Source organism: Nostoc sp. CCY 9925, assembly GCF_963920935.1.
Lineage (GTDB): Bacteria > Cyanobacteriota > Cyanobacteriia > Cyanobacteriales > Nostocaceae > Nostoc.
This window is the reverse complement of record NZ_CAWUDO010000009.1, coordinates 99,010-115,979: the sequence shown is the minus strand read 5'-3', so window position 1 is coordinate 115,979 and position 16,970 is coordinate 99,010. Positions and strand designations below refer to the sequence as shown.

16 protein-coding genes are annotated in these 16,970 nt (G+C 41.7%); 11 read left to right on the top strand and 5 right to left on the bottom strand.

Annotated elements, in window-relative coordinates:
* Nucleotides 1-72 precede the first annotated feature (72 nt).
* Nucleotides 73-420: a hypothetical protein gene (locus ACM0OY_RS07540; RefSeq protein WP_414568234.1), complete on the bottom strand. Its 348-nt coding sequence runs from the start codon at nucleotides 418-420 to the stop codon at nucleotides 73-75.
* 442 nt (nucleotides 421-862) lie between these two features.
* Here ACM0OY_RS07540 and ACM0OY_RS07535 point away from each other — a divergent pair, with 442 nt between their 5' ends.
* The 10 genes from ACM0OY_RS07535 to ACM0OY_RS07490 all read left to right on the top strand — a co-directional run bounded on the left by ACM0OY_RS07535 (nucleotide 863) and on the right by ACM0OY_RS07490 (nucleotide 9,081).
* Nucleotides 863-1,696: a photosystem II manganese-stabilizing polypeptide gene (locus ACM0OY_RS07535; RefSeq protein WP_414568233.1), complete on the top strand. Its 834-nt coding sequence runs from the start codon at nucleotides 863-865 to the stop codon at nucleotides 1,694-1,696.
* 718 nt (nucleotides 1,697-2,414) lie between these two features.
* Nucleotides 2,415-3,191, top strand: a complete 777-nt coding sequence (locus ACM0OY_RS07530; protein ID WP_414568264.1) for an RNA polymerase sigma factor SigF — start codon at nucleotides 2,415-2,417, stop codon at nucleotides 3,189-3,191.
* Nucleotides 3,192-3,354: 163 nt separating this feature from the next.
* Nucleotides 3,355-4,221 carry a hypothetical protein gene (locus ACM0OY_RS07525; protein WP_414568232.1) on the top strand — a complete coding sequence of 289 codons (867 nt, stop codon included), beginning with the start codon at nucleotides 3,355-3,357 and terminating at the stop codon, nucleotides 4,219-4,221.
* Nucleotides 4,222-4,224: 3 nt separating this feature from the next.
* Nucleotides 4,225-4,476, top strand: coding sequence for a hypothetical protein (locus ACM0OY_RS07520; protein WP_414568231.1), 252 nt, complete (start codon nucleotides 4,225-4,227; stop codon nucleotides 4,474-4,476).
* A 386-nt stretch (nucleotides 4,477-4,862) separates the two neighbouring features.
* Nucleotides 4,863-6,146 (top strand): serine hydroxymethyltransferase, encoded by a 1,284-nt coding sequence (gene glyA / locus ACM0OY_RS07515; RefSeq protein WP_414568230.1) that lies wholly within the window; start codon nucleotides 4,863-4,865, stop codon nucleotides 6,144-6,146.
* Between the two features lie 106 nt (nucleotides 6,147-6,252).
* A complete protein-coding gene (locus ACM0OY_RS07510; protein ID WP_414568229.1) occupies nucleotides 6,253-7,503 on the top strand; it encodes a competence/damage-inducible protein A in 1,251 nt (416 codons plus the stop codon).
* A 48-nt stretch (nucleotides 7,504-7,551) separates the two neighbouring features.
* Nucleotides 7,552-7,812 carry a CopG family transcriptional regulator gene (locus ACM0OY_RS07505; protein WP_414568228.1) on the top strand — a complete coding sequence of 87 codons (261 nt, stop codon included), beginning with the start codon at nucleotides 7,552-7,554 and terminating at the stop codon, nucleotides 7,810-7,812.
* Nucleotides 7,799-8,221 carry a type II toxin-antitoxin system VapC family toxin gene (locus ACM0OY_RS07500; protein ID WP_414568227.1) on the top strand — a complete coding sequence of 141 codons (423 nt, stop codon included), beginning with the start codon at nucleotides 7,799-7,801 and terminating at the stop codon, nucleotides 8,219-8,221. The genes ACM0OY_RS07505 and ACM0OY_RS07500 overlap by 14 nt, the downstream gene beginning before the upstream one ends.
* Before the next feature lie 10 nt (nucleotides 8,222-8,231).
* The gene (locus ACM0OY_RS07495) at nucleotides 8,232-8,846 is read left to right on the top strand and encodes a hypothetical protein (protein WP_414568226.1); all 615 of its coding nucleotides are present in this window, start codon (nucleotides 8,232-8,234) and stop codon (nucleotides 8,844-8,846) included.
* Nucleotides 8,847-8,874: 28 nt separating this feature from the next.
* The gene (locus ACM0OY_RS07490) at nucleotides 8,875-9,081 is read left to right on the top strand and encodes a type II toxin-antitoxin system HicB family antitoxin (protein ID WP_414568225.1); all 207 of its coding nucleotides are present in this window, start codon (nucleotides 8,875-8,877) and stop codon (nucleotides 9,079-9,081) included.
* Nucleotides 9,082-9,175: 94 nt separating this feature from the next.
* Here ACM0OY_RS07490 and ACM0OY_RS07485 read toward each other — a convergent pair whose 3' ends face one another.
* Entirely contained in the window at nucleotides 9,176-10,642 is a 1,467-nt protein-coding gene (locus ACM0OY_RS07485; protein ID WP_414568224.1) for a hypothetical protein, read from the bottom strand.
* A 202-nt stretch (nucleotides 10,643-10,844) separates the two neighbouring features.
* Here ACM0OY_RS07485 and ACM0OY_RS07480 point away from each other — a divergent pair, with 202 nt between their 5' ends.
* Complete coding sequence (locus tag ACM0OY_RS07480; protein ID WP_414568263.1) at nucleotides 10,845-11,639, top strand: DUF2993 domain-containing protein; 795 nt, start codon at nucleotides 10,845-10,847, stop codon at nucleotides 11,637-11,639.
* A gap of 307 nt (nucleotides 11,640-11,946) precedes the next feature.
* On the opposite strand, the gene ACM0OY_RS07475 is transcribed toward ACM0OY_RS07480, so the two are convergent.
* The 3 genes from ACM0OY_RS07475 to ACM0OY_RS07465 all read right to left on the bottom strand — a co-directional run bounded on the left by ACM0OY_RS07475 (nucleotide 11,947) and on the right by ACM0OY_RS07465 (nucleotide 16,916).
* Nucleotides 11,947-13,335 carry a UDP-glucose dehydrogenase family protein gene (locus ACM0OY_RS07475; protein WP_414568223.1) on the bottom strand — a complete coding sequence of 463 codons (1,389 nt, stop codon included), beginning with the start codon at nucleotides 13,333-13,335 and terminating at the stop codon, nucleotides 11,947-11,949.
* 148 nt (nucleotides 13,336-13,483) lie between these two features.
* Nucleotides 13,484-14,434, bottom strand: a complete 951-nt coding sequence (locus ACM0OY_RS07470) for a UDP-glucuronic acid decarboxylase family protein (RefSeq protein WP_414568222.1) — start codon at nucleotides 14,432-14,434, stop codon at nucleotides 13,484-13,486.
* A gap of 346 nt (nucleotides 14,435-14,780) precedes the next feature.
* Nucleotides 14,781-16,916: a cation:proton antiporter gene (locus tag ACM0OY_RS07465; RefSeq protein ID WP_414568221.1), complete on the bottom strand. Its 2,136-nt coding sequence runs from the start codon at nucleotides 16,914-16,916 to the stop codon at nucleotides 14,781-14,783.
* Nucleotides 16,917-16,970 lie beyond the last annotated feature (54 nt).

Sequence of the window (16,970 nt, the reverse complement as noted above, 5' to 3'; positions counted from 1 at the left end):
CATGGAGGGATTGGTTCTTGACAAATGACAAATGACCAATGACTCTTGGTTTAACAGCTGATTTCGACTCGATCAAGCAAAAGAGCGATCGCTCTCCAAAAACTCAGGGCTATTTTCTTGGGCGTCTTGTTGGGGCAAATTCGCTAAAAACGCTTGTAATTTCATCCGCTCAATATAAGGCCAGCCTCCCTCAGATTCAATATCTTTCAGCAGTGAGTAGAGTTGGCGACGGTTGACAGGCAAACTCTCTTGAAAAACCCCATCTCGGATTTCTCGGTGTAATTGCTCTAATTCTCGCAGCAAAGCCAAAAGAGCTACAGTATGGCCTTGACAGCTTTCAACTGTATCATGTACCACAGTTGCGATCGCTTGCAGCTTAGAAGACAAATTTTCTGATTCAATAGTTTTGTTGTTGTCCATCCCACCTTTTCCGTGTAAATGAGGTCAACTCAAATTTACCGGAGATTTTTAATTTTCCCTAGTTTCCCGGCATTGATTCCTTAACTGTCACTTTACCCAAAGAGACGAACCTTGTGTAGAGTTTTCCTCAACTGACTGTATCCCCACGTCCCCCACTTCCTCAATCACGCCTAAGTATAACTAGATTTGTATCTTTTATGAAAAACAATTGCGATCGCTTCTAAAACAGCGTAGTACCGTTTAGCACAGCCTTCACGGGAGCTAGAGGGGATCAGAACATTCTTGCTTGAGAATAGAGTACTTTGATTTTGAGTTAAAAAAAATCGTATGATCTGGCTGATTTACCCATCAAACAATAGGCGTATGTAGTGGCGTCACATACATAACACAGTTCGATGCAGTTTTACAACTTAGATATTAATTTTTGAGATTGAGGTTGACCATGAGGTATCGCGCTTTAATTGTCGCATTCTTGGCTTTGTGCCTGGGGCTAATAACTGCTTGTAGTGATGCTCCTGCTACTAGTAGTGGTAGGGATGTACTCACTTATGAACAAATTCGAGGCACTGGCTTGGCTAACAAATGCCCTCAACTATCAGAAACAAGCCGTGGTTCTATTCCCCTTGATTCTAGCCAGTCCTATACCATCAAAGAACTTTGCTTGGAACCAACTAGTTTCTTCGTTAAAGAAGAACCTGCTAATAAACGCCAAGAAGCAGAATTTGTTGCTGGCAAATTGTTGACTAGATACACTTCCACCATTGACCAGGTACAAGGCGACCTAAAAATCAACTCAGATAATAGCCTGACTCTTGTGGAAACTGATGGTCTTGACTTCCAAGCCATTACCGTGCAACTCCCTGGTGGTGAGAGAGTACCTTTCTTGTTCACTATCAAAAACTTGGTTGCTCAAACCCAACCCAAATTGACCAGTATTAACACCTCCACTGACTTTGAAGGCACTTTCAAAGTACCTTCCTATCGTGGTGCTGCTTTCCTAGATCCCAAAGGTCGTGGTGTCGTTAGTGGCTATGATAACGCCGTGGCTCTGCCTGCCCAAGCGGATGATGAACAACTCACCCGCACTAACGTCAAGCGTGCAGAAATTCTCAACGGCAAGATTTCTCTGCAAGTAGCTAAGGTAGATAGCGCCAGTGGTGAAATTGCTGGTACTTTCCTGAGTGAACAGCCATCTGATACTGATTTAGGTGCTGGCGAACCTAAAGAAGTTAAGATTCGCGGTATATTTTACGGTCGGGTTGAATCCAAATCATAGCTAAATCCTCTTGAGTTACCTAACTGATTGGCATTCAGAACCACAATTCTGTCAGCATCAGCTTTCATCACAAGAGTTAACCCTTATCTCCTTTTATTTCGGGGGTAAGTAGGTTTTTGCGAAATAGCTATAAATTAACTACAACAAAGGGCAAAATGCCCTTTTTTTTATTAGTTGCGTAAATATACATACTATTTATTAACTTTTATTTAGTAATTATTGAATGCTAAATAAATTTATTTAACTCTATATGTAATTTTACTGTCAATTCAATTTTTGTTCTTCCAATAAAATTTCCACTTTCATAGTTTTGTTTCTACAACTTAATTTCAGCATTAATTAATAAAATTAAGTACAATCTCGGTTTGATATTTAGTAATTAATTATATATTTTATTTCTATGTAGTTTTAAAAACACAACTACAGATAATACCCAAATTAATTGAAGAATAAATCAGAAGCCGGAATTCAGCAGTGTCTTTAGCTCTGCTTAGGATTCCTGGATTGTTGACTGATAACAAACTAAATCCAACAGATTTCGCACATTTAAATCTTGCTTGATTGTCAAGTAAATTATGGCAAATTTCTCGAAAAATTTGTTATTTACCATATATTTACCATGGCATACAGCACGATATTTTATCTGATCTCGTGTGCGATCGCAGCTGAGTTTAAGCGCGAGTTATTAATTCTTTATTTGCTCAATAAACCCGGTGCTATGCCTACCACAGTCACCAATGAACTAAAACACGAAATTTGGCAGTTGTTGCGAGAATATCAGCAATCTCGCTCCGAAAATGTTCGCAATCAACTGGTAAAACTCAATTTTGGACTTGTGAGAAAAGAAGCTCACTACTGGACAAATCAATGTCATGAAACCTATGATGATTTGCTCCAAGTTGGATGTTTGGGTTTAATTAGGGCTATTGAAAGATTTGAACTTTCTAAGGGACACGCCTTTAGTTCCTATGCTCTTCCCTACATTCGGGGTGAAATTCAACACTATCTTCGAGATAAAGGCGTCACCGTGCGAATTCCTCGCAGATGGTTAGCACTGCAACAGCAAGCAATAGGAGTTTCACGTTCTTGGCGTGAAACACATAATCGCCAACCAACAGATTCGGAATTAGCAGCAGCACTGAAAATTTCTCCAAACGAATGGCAAGAAATTAAATTAGCATGGGTGAATCGCGCTCCCTTGAGTTTAGATGTGCCAATCCAGGATGGAGAAGAAGGCTCTACTTGTTTGGGAGAATTAGTTCCAGATCCTCACTATCGCAGCTTTCAACTAGCACAAGAAGACCAACTTCGCTTGCAACAAGCATTAGTTCAGCTAGAACAACGCACCCGCGATGTTTTGGAATGCGTGTTTTTGCAAGATTTGACACAAAAACAAGTTGCAGAACATCTGGGTATCAGTGTAGTAACAGTTTCCCGTAGAGTCAAGAAAGGCCTAGATTTGATGAAACAACTGATGGGTGTAGCAGAGGATTAGCTGCAAAAAATAAACCCGCAGTTATGCTAGGCTGGCAGTGCGAAAAATAACCATTGAAAAACAAAAAATTAGGTTATAAAGGGAACAGACTTTGCCTTGGATACAAATTTCAGGCATGTTGATTTTTAGTTTTCAATTCTCCAATGGCTTTTGAGAAAGACTCATGGGCAGAAATTTAACAATTACAATTGCAGCTATTTTAAGCTTGGCGATCGCGGGATGTGCTTCTGAAGAAACACCACAAGCCATACAGCCGGCACCGATTCCTAAAATAGCAAAAAAGCCGCAGCCAGCGGTTCAATCCTTCAAGAATCCAGTCGTACCTGCCAAACAGGTTTCACAAGTTTCTTCTGCAAGTCTTAGCTTAATTCAATCTACTAATGCTACAGAACGGGCACGAGTAGTTTTGGTATCAAAAAACCGCACTGACCCCTTTGCCCAAATTTTTGGGCAGACGGTTGCTGGAGTGCCTAAAATATCCGGAAGACCTATTCCTGTGTTACCTAAGCTACCTACCGCATCAATCCCAGGACGAAAACTGCCGACAAGTACCATAGCTTCAAATCAAAAGAAAAATAACATTGCTGCTGTACCAAAAAAAGTCAATACTACTTTGACTTCAGTTTTACCTAGGGTTTTGCCTCAAGTTGTGCCCAACCCGACTTTAGTATCTGTATTGCCACCAGCGCCACAACCTGAGTTGGCAAGGGCAGTGGTTGTGACTGGTGTAGTTCTGATTACTAAGGAACCCCAGGCAATTATTAAAGTACCAGATGAACCGACGAGTCGGTATGTGCAGGCGGGACAGCGATTAGCCAATGGTGTACTGATTAAACGCATTGAAATGAATGGAGGTTCCAACCCGATTGTGATTTTGGAACAAAATGGCATCGAAGTTGCCAAAATGGTAGGGGAAGGGCCTGTCAACTCAACGCCATCAGCTTCAACGCCATCAGCGGCATCTGCTACTGGCAATTCTATTTTAGGGACAACGCCCCCTCAAAATCCAATTAATGTGGGAGCTTCATAAAAGATGGAGACTAAGGAAAAAATTGAATTCCCTGGTTTGCCCTTAGCAGTTTATCGAGAAATCGCAGCGCATTTACGTCAAGTGGAAGGGGTAGAAGTAGATTTAATTCCTCAGTCATCCCAACAGTTTGATTACAATCAAAGCCAAATTGCTTGCTTAGGGCTTTCGTGGACAGCAAACTCTACTTTAGAAAGTCGGCAACGAGTTAACCAAATTTTGGCTTACTATCAAAATCGCTATATGAATCCTATTTGATTTGTGAAAATCGCCAGCCTCAGACTCCCGATTTCTCTAAGAAGCCGGGAGTCTTATTATTTGATTTCATATAGCTATGGTATAAGACGAGTTTAGTTGCTGACGATCGCATATTCCCAGTTTTTACGCTCAAGCACTCGGCTTTCTCTAGCTTTTTGTATCTCATAACAGCGCTCGCAAAAAACTTGAATAACGCAGGGTCAAAAAGCAACGTTATGATTGTTAATGCATTAATCGAGCTTGAGTCTAACTTTAATTCAATTAATCGCCTCTCTAGAGCAGTCAAAAACCATTGAACGACTTTGAGCTATGGGCAGTTGACTGTTATTTAAGTGCTGAGACAACCAAAATCAGCCGTTGTACAAATTTCCATAAGGATAATTGAAGTGACTAAGACTAATTCAGATTTTCTCACCTCCAGCGATCCAGCGATCGCGGAATTAATCAATGACGAACTAGGGCGTCAGCGAGACCATTTGGAGTTGATTGCTAGTGAAAACTTTACTTCGGCTGCTGTACTGGCGGCTCAAGGTTCAGTACTGACAAATAAATACGCCGAGGGATTACCCGGTAAACGCTACTATGGCGGTTGTGAGTTTATCGACAAAATCGAGCAACTGGCCATCGACCGCGCTAAACAGCTGTTTGGTGCTGCTCATGCCAATGTCCAACCCCATTCTGGCGCACAAGCAAATTTTGCTGTGTTTCTGACCCTGCTGGAACCAGGAGACAAAATTATGGGGATGGATTTGTCTCATGGCGGACATCTCACCCACGGTTCCCCTGTAAACGTCTCAGGTAAGTGGTTCCAAGTTAGCCACTACGGTGTCAGCCAACAAACAGAACAACTTGACTATGACCAAATTCGGGAGCTGGCGCTAAGGGAGCGTCCTAAGCTACTGATTTGTGGTTATTCGGCTTATCCCCGCGTAATTGATTTTGAAAAATTCCGTAGTATTGCTGATGAAGTCGGCGCTTATTTACTTGCCGATATTGCTCACATTGCTGGTTTAGTTGCCAGTGGTCTTCATCCCGACCCGATTCCTCATTGTCATGTAGTAACAACAACTACCCATAAAACTCTACGCGGTCCGAGAAGTGGTTTAATTTTGACTGGAGACGCAGAACTGGGTAAAAAGCTAGATAAATCGGTTTTTCCTGGCAGCCAGGGCGGACCATTGGAACATGTGATTGCTGGTAAGGCGGTAGCTTTTGGAGAAGCCCTCAAGCCAGAGTTTAAAACCTATTCTGCCCAAGTGATTGAAAATGCTCGTGCCTTGGCTGAACAATTACAAAATCGTGGCTTAAAGCTTGTGTCTGATGGCACTGATAACCATTTAATGCTAGTGGATTTACGTTCCATTGGTATGACGGGTAAGCGAGCAGATCAGCTAGTCAGCACAGTAAATATTACTGCTAACAAAAATACTGTTCCCTTCGATCCGCAGTCGCCATTTGTGACCAGTGGTCTGAGGTTAGGTTCCCCAGCAATGACAACACGGGGCTTAGGAGTAGCAGAATTTACTGAGATAGGAAATATTATTGCCGATCGCCTGCTTTCTCCAGATTCCGAGGAAGTCACCCAAGATTGTAAACGACGGGTAGCTGCATTGTGCGATCGCTTCCCCTTATACCCTCACCTGGAAATTCCCGTACCAGCATTAGTCTAGGGCATAGGGCATAGGGCATAGGGTATTGGTTATTCTCGCCCTGCCCCTCTGCCCCCCTGCTCCCTCATCTCCCTACTCCCCACTCCCTACACCCTTCCCCAATTCAATGAGTGCAGAAATTATTTGTGTTGGTACAGAATTGCTACTAGGAGATATCCTCAACGGCAATGCTCAATTTTTGGCGCAACAGTTAGCGCAGCTAGGTATTCCCCATTACTATCAAACTGTGGTTGGGGATAATCCAGAACGCTTGAAGCAAGTTATAGAAATTGCTATTTCCAGGGCGCAAATTCTCATTTTCACTGGTGGTCTTGGTCCCACGCCAGATGACCTCACTTGTGAAACCATCGCCGATTTTTTTCAAGCCCCCTTGGTAGAACACCCAGAAATCATCGAAGACATAACCCAGAAATTCGCCCAACGTGGTCGGGTGATGTCACCAAGTAACCGCAAGCAGGCTTTGATTCCCCAAGGTGCAGAAATTTTACCCAACCCCACTGGAACTGCACCCGGTATCATTTGGCAACCCCGTCCTGAAATCACTATTTTTACCTTTCCCGGTGTTCCCAGTGAAATGCACCCGATGTGGAAAGAAACAGCTGTTCCATTTCTCAAAAGTCAAGGTTGGGGTAAGGATATTATTTACAGTCGGAGTTTAAAATTTTGGGGTATTGGTGAATCTGCTTTGGCGGAAAAAGTTGCTTCTTATTTGAACTTGCCAAATCCCACCGTAGCCCCTTATGCAGGTAAGGGGGAAGTAAGATTGCGAGTTTCTGCCAAAGCAAATTCAGAAGCAGCAGCAGAGGCTTTAATTGCGCCTATTGAAAAACAAATTAAAGAAATTGCTGGACTAGATTTTTACGGTATCAATGATGATACTCCTGCTTCCGTTGTCGGTGAGTTGTTACGCGCATCAAAAGAAACGCTTTCAGTGGCAGAATCTTGTACTGGTGGTGGACTTGGGCAAATGTTAACTGAGATTTCTGGGAGTTCTGATTACTTTTGGGGTGGAATCATTTCTTATGACAATTCAGTCAAGGTTCGGCTATTGGGGGTTAACCAGGAAGATTTAGATAAATTTGGCGCGGTCAGTGCTAGTGTTGCAGAACAAATGGCAATTGGAGTCAAAACCCGACTTTCAACAACTTGGGGATTGAGTATCACTGGTATTGCTGGCCCAACTGGAGGGACAGATACCAAGCCAGTAGGTTTAGTTTACGTTGGTTTGGCTGGGCCAAAAGATGAAGTGACAAGTTTTGAGTATCAGTTTGGTACAGTGCGAGGTCGAGCTTTAATTCGTCATGTGAGTGCGAATGCAGCGTTGGATAATCTGCGCCGGAAGTTGTTGACGAGGTAGGAGATATGTTAGGCTTGTCATACGAGTGTATGACAAAAGAGCTTAATAATGAGAATTAATGCCCGATTAGATGACGAATATGCTGAGAAACTAGCCTATATTCAACAGCAGACTAATCAGGCAGTAACAGATGTGATTAAGTCTGCTCTGGAATTGTACTACCAACAACTTCAGCAGCAGCAAAAGAATCCTTTCTCGATGCTCAGCCAAACAGGCTTTATTGGTTGCGCTGAGGCAGATCCGGATCTATCTGTAAATTACAAATCAATTTTGAGACATGGCTTAAAAGCTAAGTATGATTATCGTTGATACTGGCTTTTGGTTAGCATTGGCAAATCGCAATGATTCATACCACACTCAAGCAATAATGATACTTGCCAATGTCAACGAACCTCTGATTACGACTTGGCCTGTCGTAACAGAAACTTGCTATCTACTCTTAACAACGATGGGCGATCGCGCCCAAGTAAGTTTTATTAATAACTTATTCTTAGGGGTCTTTACGGTTTTTAATTTGCAACCCCATCATGGTAAGCGCATTTGTGAACTGATGGAAAAATATGCAAACTTACCAATGGATCTTGCTGATGCTTCGCTAGTGGTTTTGGCAGAAAGCCTCCAGCATGGAAGAATTTTGTCAATAGATTTTAGAGATTTTAATGCTTACCGCTGGAAAAATCAGCATCCGTTTGAAAATTTGATGCAGTTGGAAGTTTAATTATGCAGCTATGAGCAAAATTCCTATCCTCCAAGCAAATCAGTCATACACTTTCAGAAGCTATTTTGAGATGTCATTCGAGCCAGAAGACATACTGGCTGAATTTGGTTATTCTTTAAAACGTTCTTCTCTGAATCTACAAAAATCCAACATTGAATTAGACAGATTTGCAAATCTAAAATCTAGAATTGAGGAGAGTTTGCCATATATTAGTTTGACTAGTGAAGCTGCTCGTAGAGAGCTACTAATTGCACCAATTTTACTGGATATTATTCACTACACCCACGCTCAACTTAGAATTGAATATCCTTTAATTGTTACAGAACAATTAAAAGGTTCCCTTGACTATTATTTGCATGCAGACCGTAAACTCTTAGTTGTAGAAGCTAAAAATGCTGACTTGGCGAGAGGTTTTACTCAGCTTGCTGTAGAATTGATTGCTATTGATGCGTGGACTGACTCTCAAGAGGCGAATTTACAGGGGGCTGTTTCTACAGGGGATATTTGGCAATTTGGCTTATTGAATCGAGAAAATAAACAAATAACTCAAGACCTGAATTTATATCGTGTTCCTGCTGATATAGAAGAGTTGTTGCGTATTTTGGTGGCGATACTAGGTTGCTGAGAAATATGGCAACTTTGGAGTATAAAGAATGAAAAACTATCATATTAATATCTTCTACAGTGAAGAAGATAATGGCTATATTGCTGATATTCCTGATTTGAAATATTGTTCAGCATTTGGTTTAACAGAAGAAGAAGCACTGCGTGAAGTTTTGCAAGCAAAAGCAGCATGGTTAGATGCTGCAAAAATGGAAGGTAAACCAATTCCTGAATTGAGATATCGTCTTGCAATTTAGGAGATAGTTTTATGATTAGTGGATGTGGTGCGATCGCATTTTTTATTGAAGTTGCGATCGCCTTTGGTAATAGATTTCAAAAGTAATGTTTAGGTTATTTGATTGCGGCTAAATCATGTTGTAACTTTTTGTTAATCGTTTCTAACACTCTAGCTTCTTCTGGCGTTATTACTCCATCTATATGAGCGATTTTTTGACATTGAGCTAGTAGTGGTACAGCAAAGTCACTATTAATTTGCTGAAGTAAGGTTTCTAAAGATGGTGGAGATTTAATATGACAAGCGATCGCATCGATTGAGGCAGGACTAAGATTAGCAGCTTGTAATTCTGGCAAAATATCTTCCCAAGATTTATCGGGATTACCCGCTAGGACAATATGAACCAAAATTTGATCCATAATCTTTTCTTGAGAAATAGCAGCTTCAAGATATTGTTCACTCTCTACCTGAACATCTATTAAAGTCGCTTCTAAAGTTAATGGATTCTGCTTTGCTTCATAAAATTGACAAGCCGCATAGCCTAATGCGTAAATCATGACTGCATTTGAACTAGCACCAATGACGGCTCCCGCTACTGGTACAATTCGTAGTAAACCCAAACCTGCTTTGATTGCTGTTTTTCCACCTAGCCCTAAACCAAAAATTGCTACTGCTTCTCCTTTGCGTTCTGAATCTTTTAAATCCAGCCCATAGGCAGCAGCAATTTGATAAACCAACTCCACCGATAATGCAGATGTAGCAGCCCAATCTACTACAAACATTGCAGCTGCTTGTCCAGGCGTAAGACTACTAGCAAGCCCTGTTCCTCCTGCTAAAACAGCTTTTTCCAACATAAGATGATGGGCAATTTGTGCTGATTTTTCATTTGGATGTTCTTGTTGTAACTTTCTAACAGCAGCTTCGGCTTTAACTAAGTCAACCTGTTGAATTAAAGGATTTAACCAATCTTGATTTAGAGATTTTACAGCTACTTGCAGTTGGGGATTATTACCAACAATCGCTAATGCCTGTCCCGCTATTTGTGTTGCCTGTAAAGCTGCACCACCAATTGTACCACCAATACCAACTGCTGCTCCTGCAACTGCTTGTCCTGCTTGAACGGCAGCATTACCAACTGCTCCTGCTGTTCCTGCTACTGCATCAAATAGCGAGCCAAAAAAAGACGGTTGTTGTAAGGATAATTCACTATCTGCTGTTGTTTTGCTTATTGCACTAGAGGATTCAAGATTAACGTCTGTTTGATATATTAATAAAGGTGAATTTGGTTTTAGTTCTAGCTCAAACTCCTGTTGCCAATCTGGAAAATCTTCACCTATTTCTCGCCCGTATATTTTAACTTTTTTGACAGATGTAATACTTAAACTAATCAATCCATTATGAATTAGTGGCACTAATGATTGTTGTTCTGGTACTTTGTCGGATTCCAGCATTACCTGTAAGCAATCTTGTTTGAAAGTCGTTTTTGTAGTAATACTAGGTGTGCCTAACCACTCATTTACCAGAGTATTAATCGCATTTGTATCACCTTGCTTGGCAAGTTCTAGAATGTTTAGCTGTATCATACTTAGTATTGGTGAGAATCTTACCGATAACCTAGTTCAATTATTCCCATCTCCCAATCAAAAAGTAATATTTGATACATTTAATTTCCAATCATCAGCCATCCTATGTCTACCTATCAGCACAATAAATTATGGGATCGCTTGCTGTATTCTTCACAATTTGTTACAAAAGTACAAAGAACTTCTAGAGACTAAAAACCACATGTTCGGCGGACTTACTGGTTTACAAAATCCTAAAGGCACAGATTGGGGAGAGCAAATGCTCAACACGGTCGCTAGCCAAACGATTCGCCACTTGTTTACCCAAAGCGAGTCAGTAGAAGTCTTTGTGCGCTGCTATCCCTCCAGCAAACTGTTGCAAGGCAGCATTGATAGCTTCAAAATGAGCGGTCGTGGCTTAGTAATCCGCAGGGATTTTGCGGTCGAGGAGATGTCATTTGAAACCGATGCGGTGGCTATTGACTTTGGCTCGGTTTTAAGCGGCAAACTCACTCTCAAGCAACCTACTCAAGCAGTCGCTCAAGTAATTCTATCAGAAGCAGGCATCAACCAGGCCTTCAATGCTGAACTGGTGAAAAAGCGCCTGCTTAACCTCTCTGTACCATCCTTGACAGCATTATCTGGCGGTGAACCAGTTTCCTTTACGGAAGTCAAGGTACAGCTATTGCCTGAAAATCAGTTGCAGCTTGAAGCCAAAGCAGATTTAAATAATGGCGAACTTGTGCCTTTAAGTATGACCCTAACCATAGGTATTGAAAGGCGGCGGCGAGTTTCTTTTAAAGACCCGAAAATTGAGCTTGACCAAGTGCCAGAAGCACAACGGGAAATTTCTAAAACCTTGAGCGTAGCACTGGTAGAAATTTTGGATAATATGGTCGATTTAGATCGATTTGACCTTGATGGAGTGAAGATGCGACTCAACCGATTAGAAACGGAAGGTCAAAAATTAATTTTCAGTGGATATGCTGAGATTGAGCGAATTCCACGTAACTCTTGAGTTGATTATTGATAGTATGAAATCCAAAATTTTTATAGCAGAATTCAGAATTCAGGAGCGGAGCCGCAGACGCTCCGCCTCTGGTCAGAATTCTGAATTTAGAATAGGTTAGGCTGAGAGTCTAGCTCTATAAAACTTGAAATCTGGTGTATATGAAAAAATCTTCAAGATTTTGATTTATTCTATGTATATAAAAAAATCATAGGGTCACAACATTGTTATGACCCTACTTCATGAAAAAAGCTAGAAATTTGAAATTCAATCTTCCGAATTCTGAATTATGAATTCTGACTTCTAACAAAATTATCTATCTGCCAACACCTACATATTGGAATCCAGCCCGCACCATTGCTTCGGGGTCCAGGAAGTTACGACCATCAATAATCACGGGATGAGTCATTAATTTTGCCATCTTCAGGTAGTCGAGAGTGTTGAACTGTTGCCATTCGGTCACGAGTACCAAAGCATCGCAGCCGTCAGCTAGCCTTTCAGCATCGGTTTCTACTAAAACACCAGAAAGACCATGACGCATACCCGTTTGGGAAACAATGGGGTCGTAGGCTTTGACTTTAGCTCCCAGTCGGTTGAGTTGTTCAATTAAGTTGAGCGCTGGAGCATCGCGCATATCATCGGTATCAGGCTTAAAGGTCAGACCAAGTAGCCCAACAGTTTTGCCTTTGAGGATTTTCAGGACTTGTTGGAGTTTTTCCAGAGCAATTAAACGTTGGCGTTCGTTGACGTTGACGGCAGCTTTGAGCAATTCAGCTTCATAGCCATAGTCATCAGCAGTGTGAATGAGGGCGGAGACATCTTTGGGGAAGCAAGAACCACCCCAACCAATACCAGCTTGTAAAAATTTGTTACCAATACGGGAGTCTAGACCAATACCTTTAGCTACTTGGGTAACATCAGCACCAACGCGATCGCAAATATTAGCAACTTCATTGATAAAACTAATCTTAGTGGCCAAAAAGGCATTAGCAGCGTATTTGATCATTTCTGCTGAACTGAGGTCTGTTGCCAGAATTGGCACTGGAGGTAAAGAGGGATCGGCTGCGTGCTTGCGTTCTACAATTGGGGCATATAGTTGTTCCATTAAGGCTATTGCCCTTGGACTATTGCCTCCTAGTACAATGCGATCAGGGTTGAAGGTGTCGTAAACTGCTGAACCTTCGCGCAAAAATTCTGGATTGCTGACTACATCAAACTCGGCTACAAACTCAGGTAACTTCTCTTCAGATACCCCACCTGCGGCTACCAAACTTTTTTGCCGTTCAGCGATACCATCTAGAACAATCATCCGCACCCAGTCACCTGAACCAATGGGTACTGTTGATTTATTCACAATTACTTTATAACCATTGTTGAGGTTTGCCCCTATGCCACGGGCTACAGCTTCAACGTAACGAGTATCACTCTCACCAGTTGGTAAAGGTGGTGTTCCTACGGCAATAAACAGAATTTCTCCGTGGGTAACTCCGGCAGCGAGGTCACTTGTGAAATGAATTTTGTCTGTTTGAATGGCAGACTGCATGATTTCTGAGAGTCCCGGTTCAAAAATTGGAGACTGCCCAGATTTCATTAATTTGACTTTTTCTTCGTTGTTGTCTACGCAAATGACATCATGCCCAATATGAGCTAAGCAAGCACCTGTAACTAAACCGACGTAACCAGTACCAATTACGCAAACACGCATTTTCAACTCCTCGCTTGATTGAGCGTTAGTTTAAAAAAAGAAATAGTCAATATGACACTTATACACCGAGAGGAAACACAGCCACTAAAGTACCGGCTACCAAATAGGATGAGCTTGCACGAAAGTTGAGAGCAGGGCTAAGCACTGCTCAGGAGGCTGAATTCTTGGCATCGCTGTTCATGCGATCGCGGAAATCTTCTATTGTTAGTTTTAACCCCTCTTGCAAAGGAATGGTAGGTTCCCAATTTAACCAAGTTTTGGCCTTTGTGATATCGGGTTGGCGACGGCGGGGGTCGTCCGAAGGTAGTGGCTCGAATTTAATCTGTGCATCTGGATCGATGGCGTTTTGCACAGCTTGTGCCAATTGTAAAATTGTGTATTCACCAGGATTACCCAGATTGACTGGACCGATGTAATCGCCATTCATCAGCCGAATAAATCCTTCCACCAGATCCGAAACGTAGCAGAAACTCCGAGTTTGCGAACCATCACCGTAAACCGTTAAAGGAGTACCCCGCAAAGCTTGGACTATAAAGTTACTTACTACCCGGCCATCATTTTCTAACATTCTTGGCCCGTATGTATTGAAAATCCGAGCAACTCGAATATCAACTTTGTTTTGCCTGTAGTAATCAAATGCCAGAGTTTCGGCGATTCTTTTGCCTTCGTCGTAGCATGAACGTATGCCAATGGGATTGACGCTACCCCTGTACTCTTCGGTTTGGGGATGAACTTCTGGATCTCCGTATACTTCGCTAGTTGAAGCCAAGAAAAACCTAGCTTTCACGCGCTTGGCCAGCCCCAACATATTCAATGTTCCCATCACGTTAGTTTTAACGGTTTTTACTGGATTGTATTGATAATGCACTGGAGAAGCAGGACAAGCTAAATGATAAATTTGATCCACTTCTAATCGAATTGGCTCGGTAATATCGTGGCGGATTAATTCAAAGTACGGATGACCTAACCATTTAAGAATGTTACGTTTATGACCTGTGTAAAAATTATCCAAGCATATTATTTCATGCCCATCGTTCATTAGTCGGTCGATGAGATGGGAACCAATAAACCCAGCACCGCCCGTCACCAAAATTCTCATAGTTTCCCAGTTACTTACAAATATTTTCAGTAGCTATTGCACTTATCTTTTAGGTTACCCAGCTTGGGCACAAAAATACAGAACTAAAAATGAACAACGCTTAATCAAAAACTGTTTAAAGTTGTACTTTTGTTATGTTTTTACCTGCTTTGTTAACAATTTAACTAGCAAAATAACAAACATTGTCTAAAGGTTGTCAGTCTTTTACCTAAAGTTCATCAAATCTTCAACAATATAAAGTGTTTTTACTGTAACCATTAGAGCTGATTCATTTGTTGCCAAGATTTTTTTTAATGCGATGCTTCCGGCAGGCTAGGCCAAGGCAGCCCCAATCTACTGATTCATATCATACAGCAGATATAATGCTATTAGCCGTATTAGAAATAACTACATTTGTTTGAGTGCGTTGTGGTTCTCCAAGCATGACGATGGAACAGGTGAGTTGTCTGGCTAACTCTGTTGTGACATCGCTAATGGCTAACCCTCCAGGACTAGTGCGATTGCGTATAAAAGGTAAAACGACTAAATCGTATAACCGTGCTGCTTGCAAAATTGCTTGAGCTACATTTTCATGAGCGATAATTTGTATTTCGGGGGCATTGGGCAGAGCTAATTTAGATATTAATAGTGAGAGATGTGATCGCCTCGAAGCAATTTTACTGGAACTAGTGCGGCGATCGCACACATTCAGTACAGTAACGTGGCTTTGATTTGCTTGTGCCAACATCTGGGCAAATTGTACAGGCTGCAATATCGGTGCTGTTAAATTTTCTACTGGCACTAGGATACGCTGAATTTTTTTTGGTGATTCCACCAAACGTGTGACTGCTACAGGACAATGCGCTGCCCAAAGCACACCATCGATAACATTACCAAATAATAGCGCTCGCAACCCAGTACGTTTACCCCAACCCATAACAATTAGACTAGCTTTTTGTTCGCGAGCAGCTCTACTAATTCCCTGAGCAAAAGCGTCATCAATTCGCAGTACCGATTGTGCAGCTACACCTAATATTCGACTTTGGGCGGTGGCTTTTGTTAATAACCGCTCACTGCGTTCTAGCGAAGCTTCTAACTGGGGTGCATCCATGTGAGCAGCAGCATTAGCGATCGCTAGCGGTACAATTTTACCCTTGGACTGACGCGCTAATAACGCTGCCATTTCAATCAAATACTGCTGTGTCTGAGGATTATAGATAGGTACAACTATAGTTAAAGCATCGTCTGTTTCTGGTGTATCACCATCGGGTAGAGTTGGTGCTGGATCTACAGCTGACGAGGAAGTTAAACCAACAGCTATTCGACTAGTCAAGAACGGACCTAAAGTCGATGTCACGAGCATTAAAATAATAATGCTGTGTAATATTTCCGATGATAGTAATCCAGCCCGATATCCGACTAACGTTGCGGCTAAAGTTGTACTAACCTGGGGAATTGATAGCGACCACATTGTCAGTATTTGTTGCCAGTTATAGCGGTAAACCAGTTTTGTCAACAAAGCTGCGATCAATTTACTGGCAATCAAACCGACTATAAATAATAGCGTTAACTTGAGGGCGTTCAGGTTATTTAAAAAGGCAGGTAAATTGATCGCTAAACCAATGTCAACAAAGAAAATCGGAATGAACAGTACACTGCCAATAAATACCACCTTTTCTTTGACTGGGCCTTCACCGACAGCTTCATTTACCGCCAAACCTACTAAAAAAGCACCAACAATTTTGTCTACTTCAATTAATTGAGCGCCCACAGCAGCAAGAAACACAGAAAGCAACACAAACAAAAATTTGTTTCCTTCATCGTCTCCGGAACGGCGAAAAAACTCTTTACCTACCCAATCAAATCCTGCAACAACAGCAACAGAGTAAATGGTTAACCAACCTGACAAGGTGAGCAGCTTTGCTAAGCTGAATACCTCATTAGGACCTACAGCTACACAAACGCCCAATATTAGCACTGCGGCAATATCTGTAAAAATGGTAGCTCCAATAGCAACAGTAACTGCTTCATTATTTACGACTCCCAAACGAGTGATTATGGGATATGCCAAAAGGGTGTAGGAAGCGAATAGAGAGCCAATTAAAATCGAAGTAGTCCAGCTATAGCCTAAAATCAGACCTACTAAGGTTCCCATGACTAGCGGTACACTAAAAGTCAAGCTAGCAAACCCAAAGGCACGACTTTTCCTCTTGCGGAACTTTTCTAGATCGACTTCTAACCCTGCGACAAATAGCAAGTATATTAAGCCAATATCTGATAGTAGATTAATCATCGGCGAGTTGGACTGAAATAGATGCCAGCCCGAAGGGCCAAGTACTAGTCCAGAGAAAACCAAACCCACTAATCCTGGTAATCTTAGTCGCTCAAACATGATAGGTATAACTAAGATGACCACGAGCAAAATAGCAAAGGAAACAATTGGTTCCTTGCTAAGAATTTGGGAAGTTGGTTCCAGAGCAAGAACTTGTGATATGAGTTCCATAGGTAGGAATTGATGAGGCTATGGTAAAACTGCGATCGCCTTGAGGACGAGCGC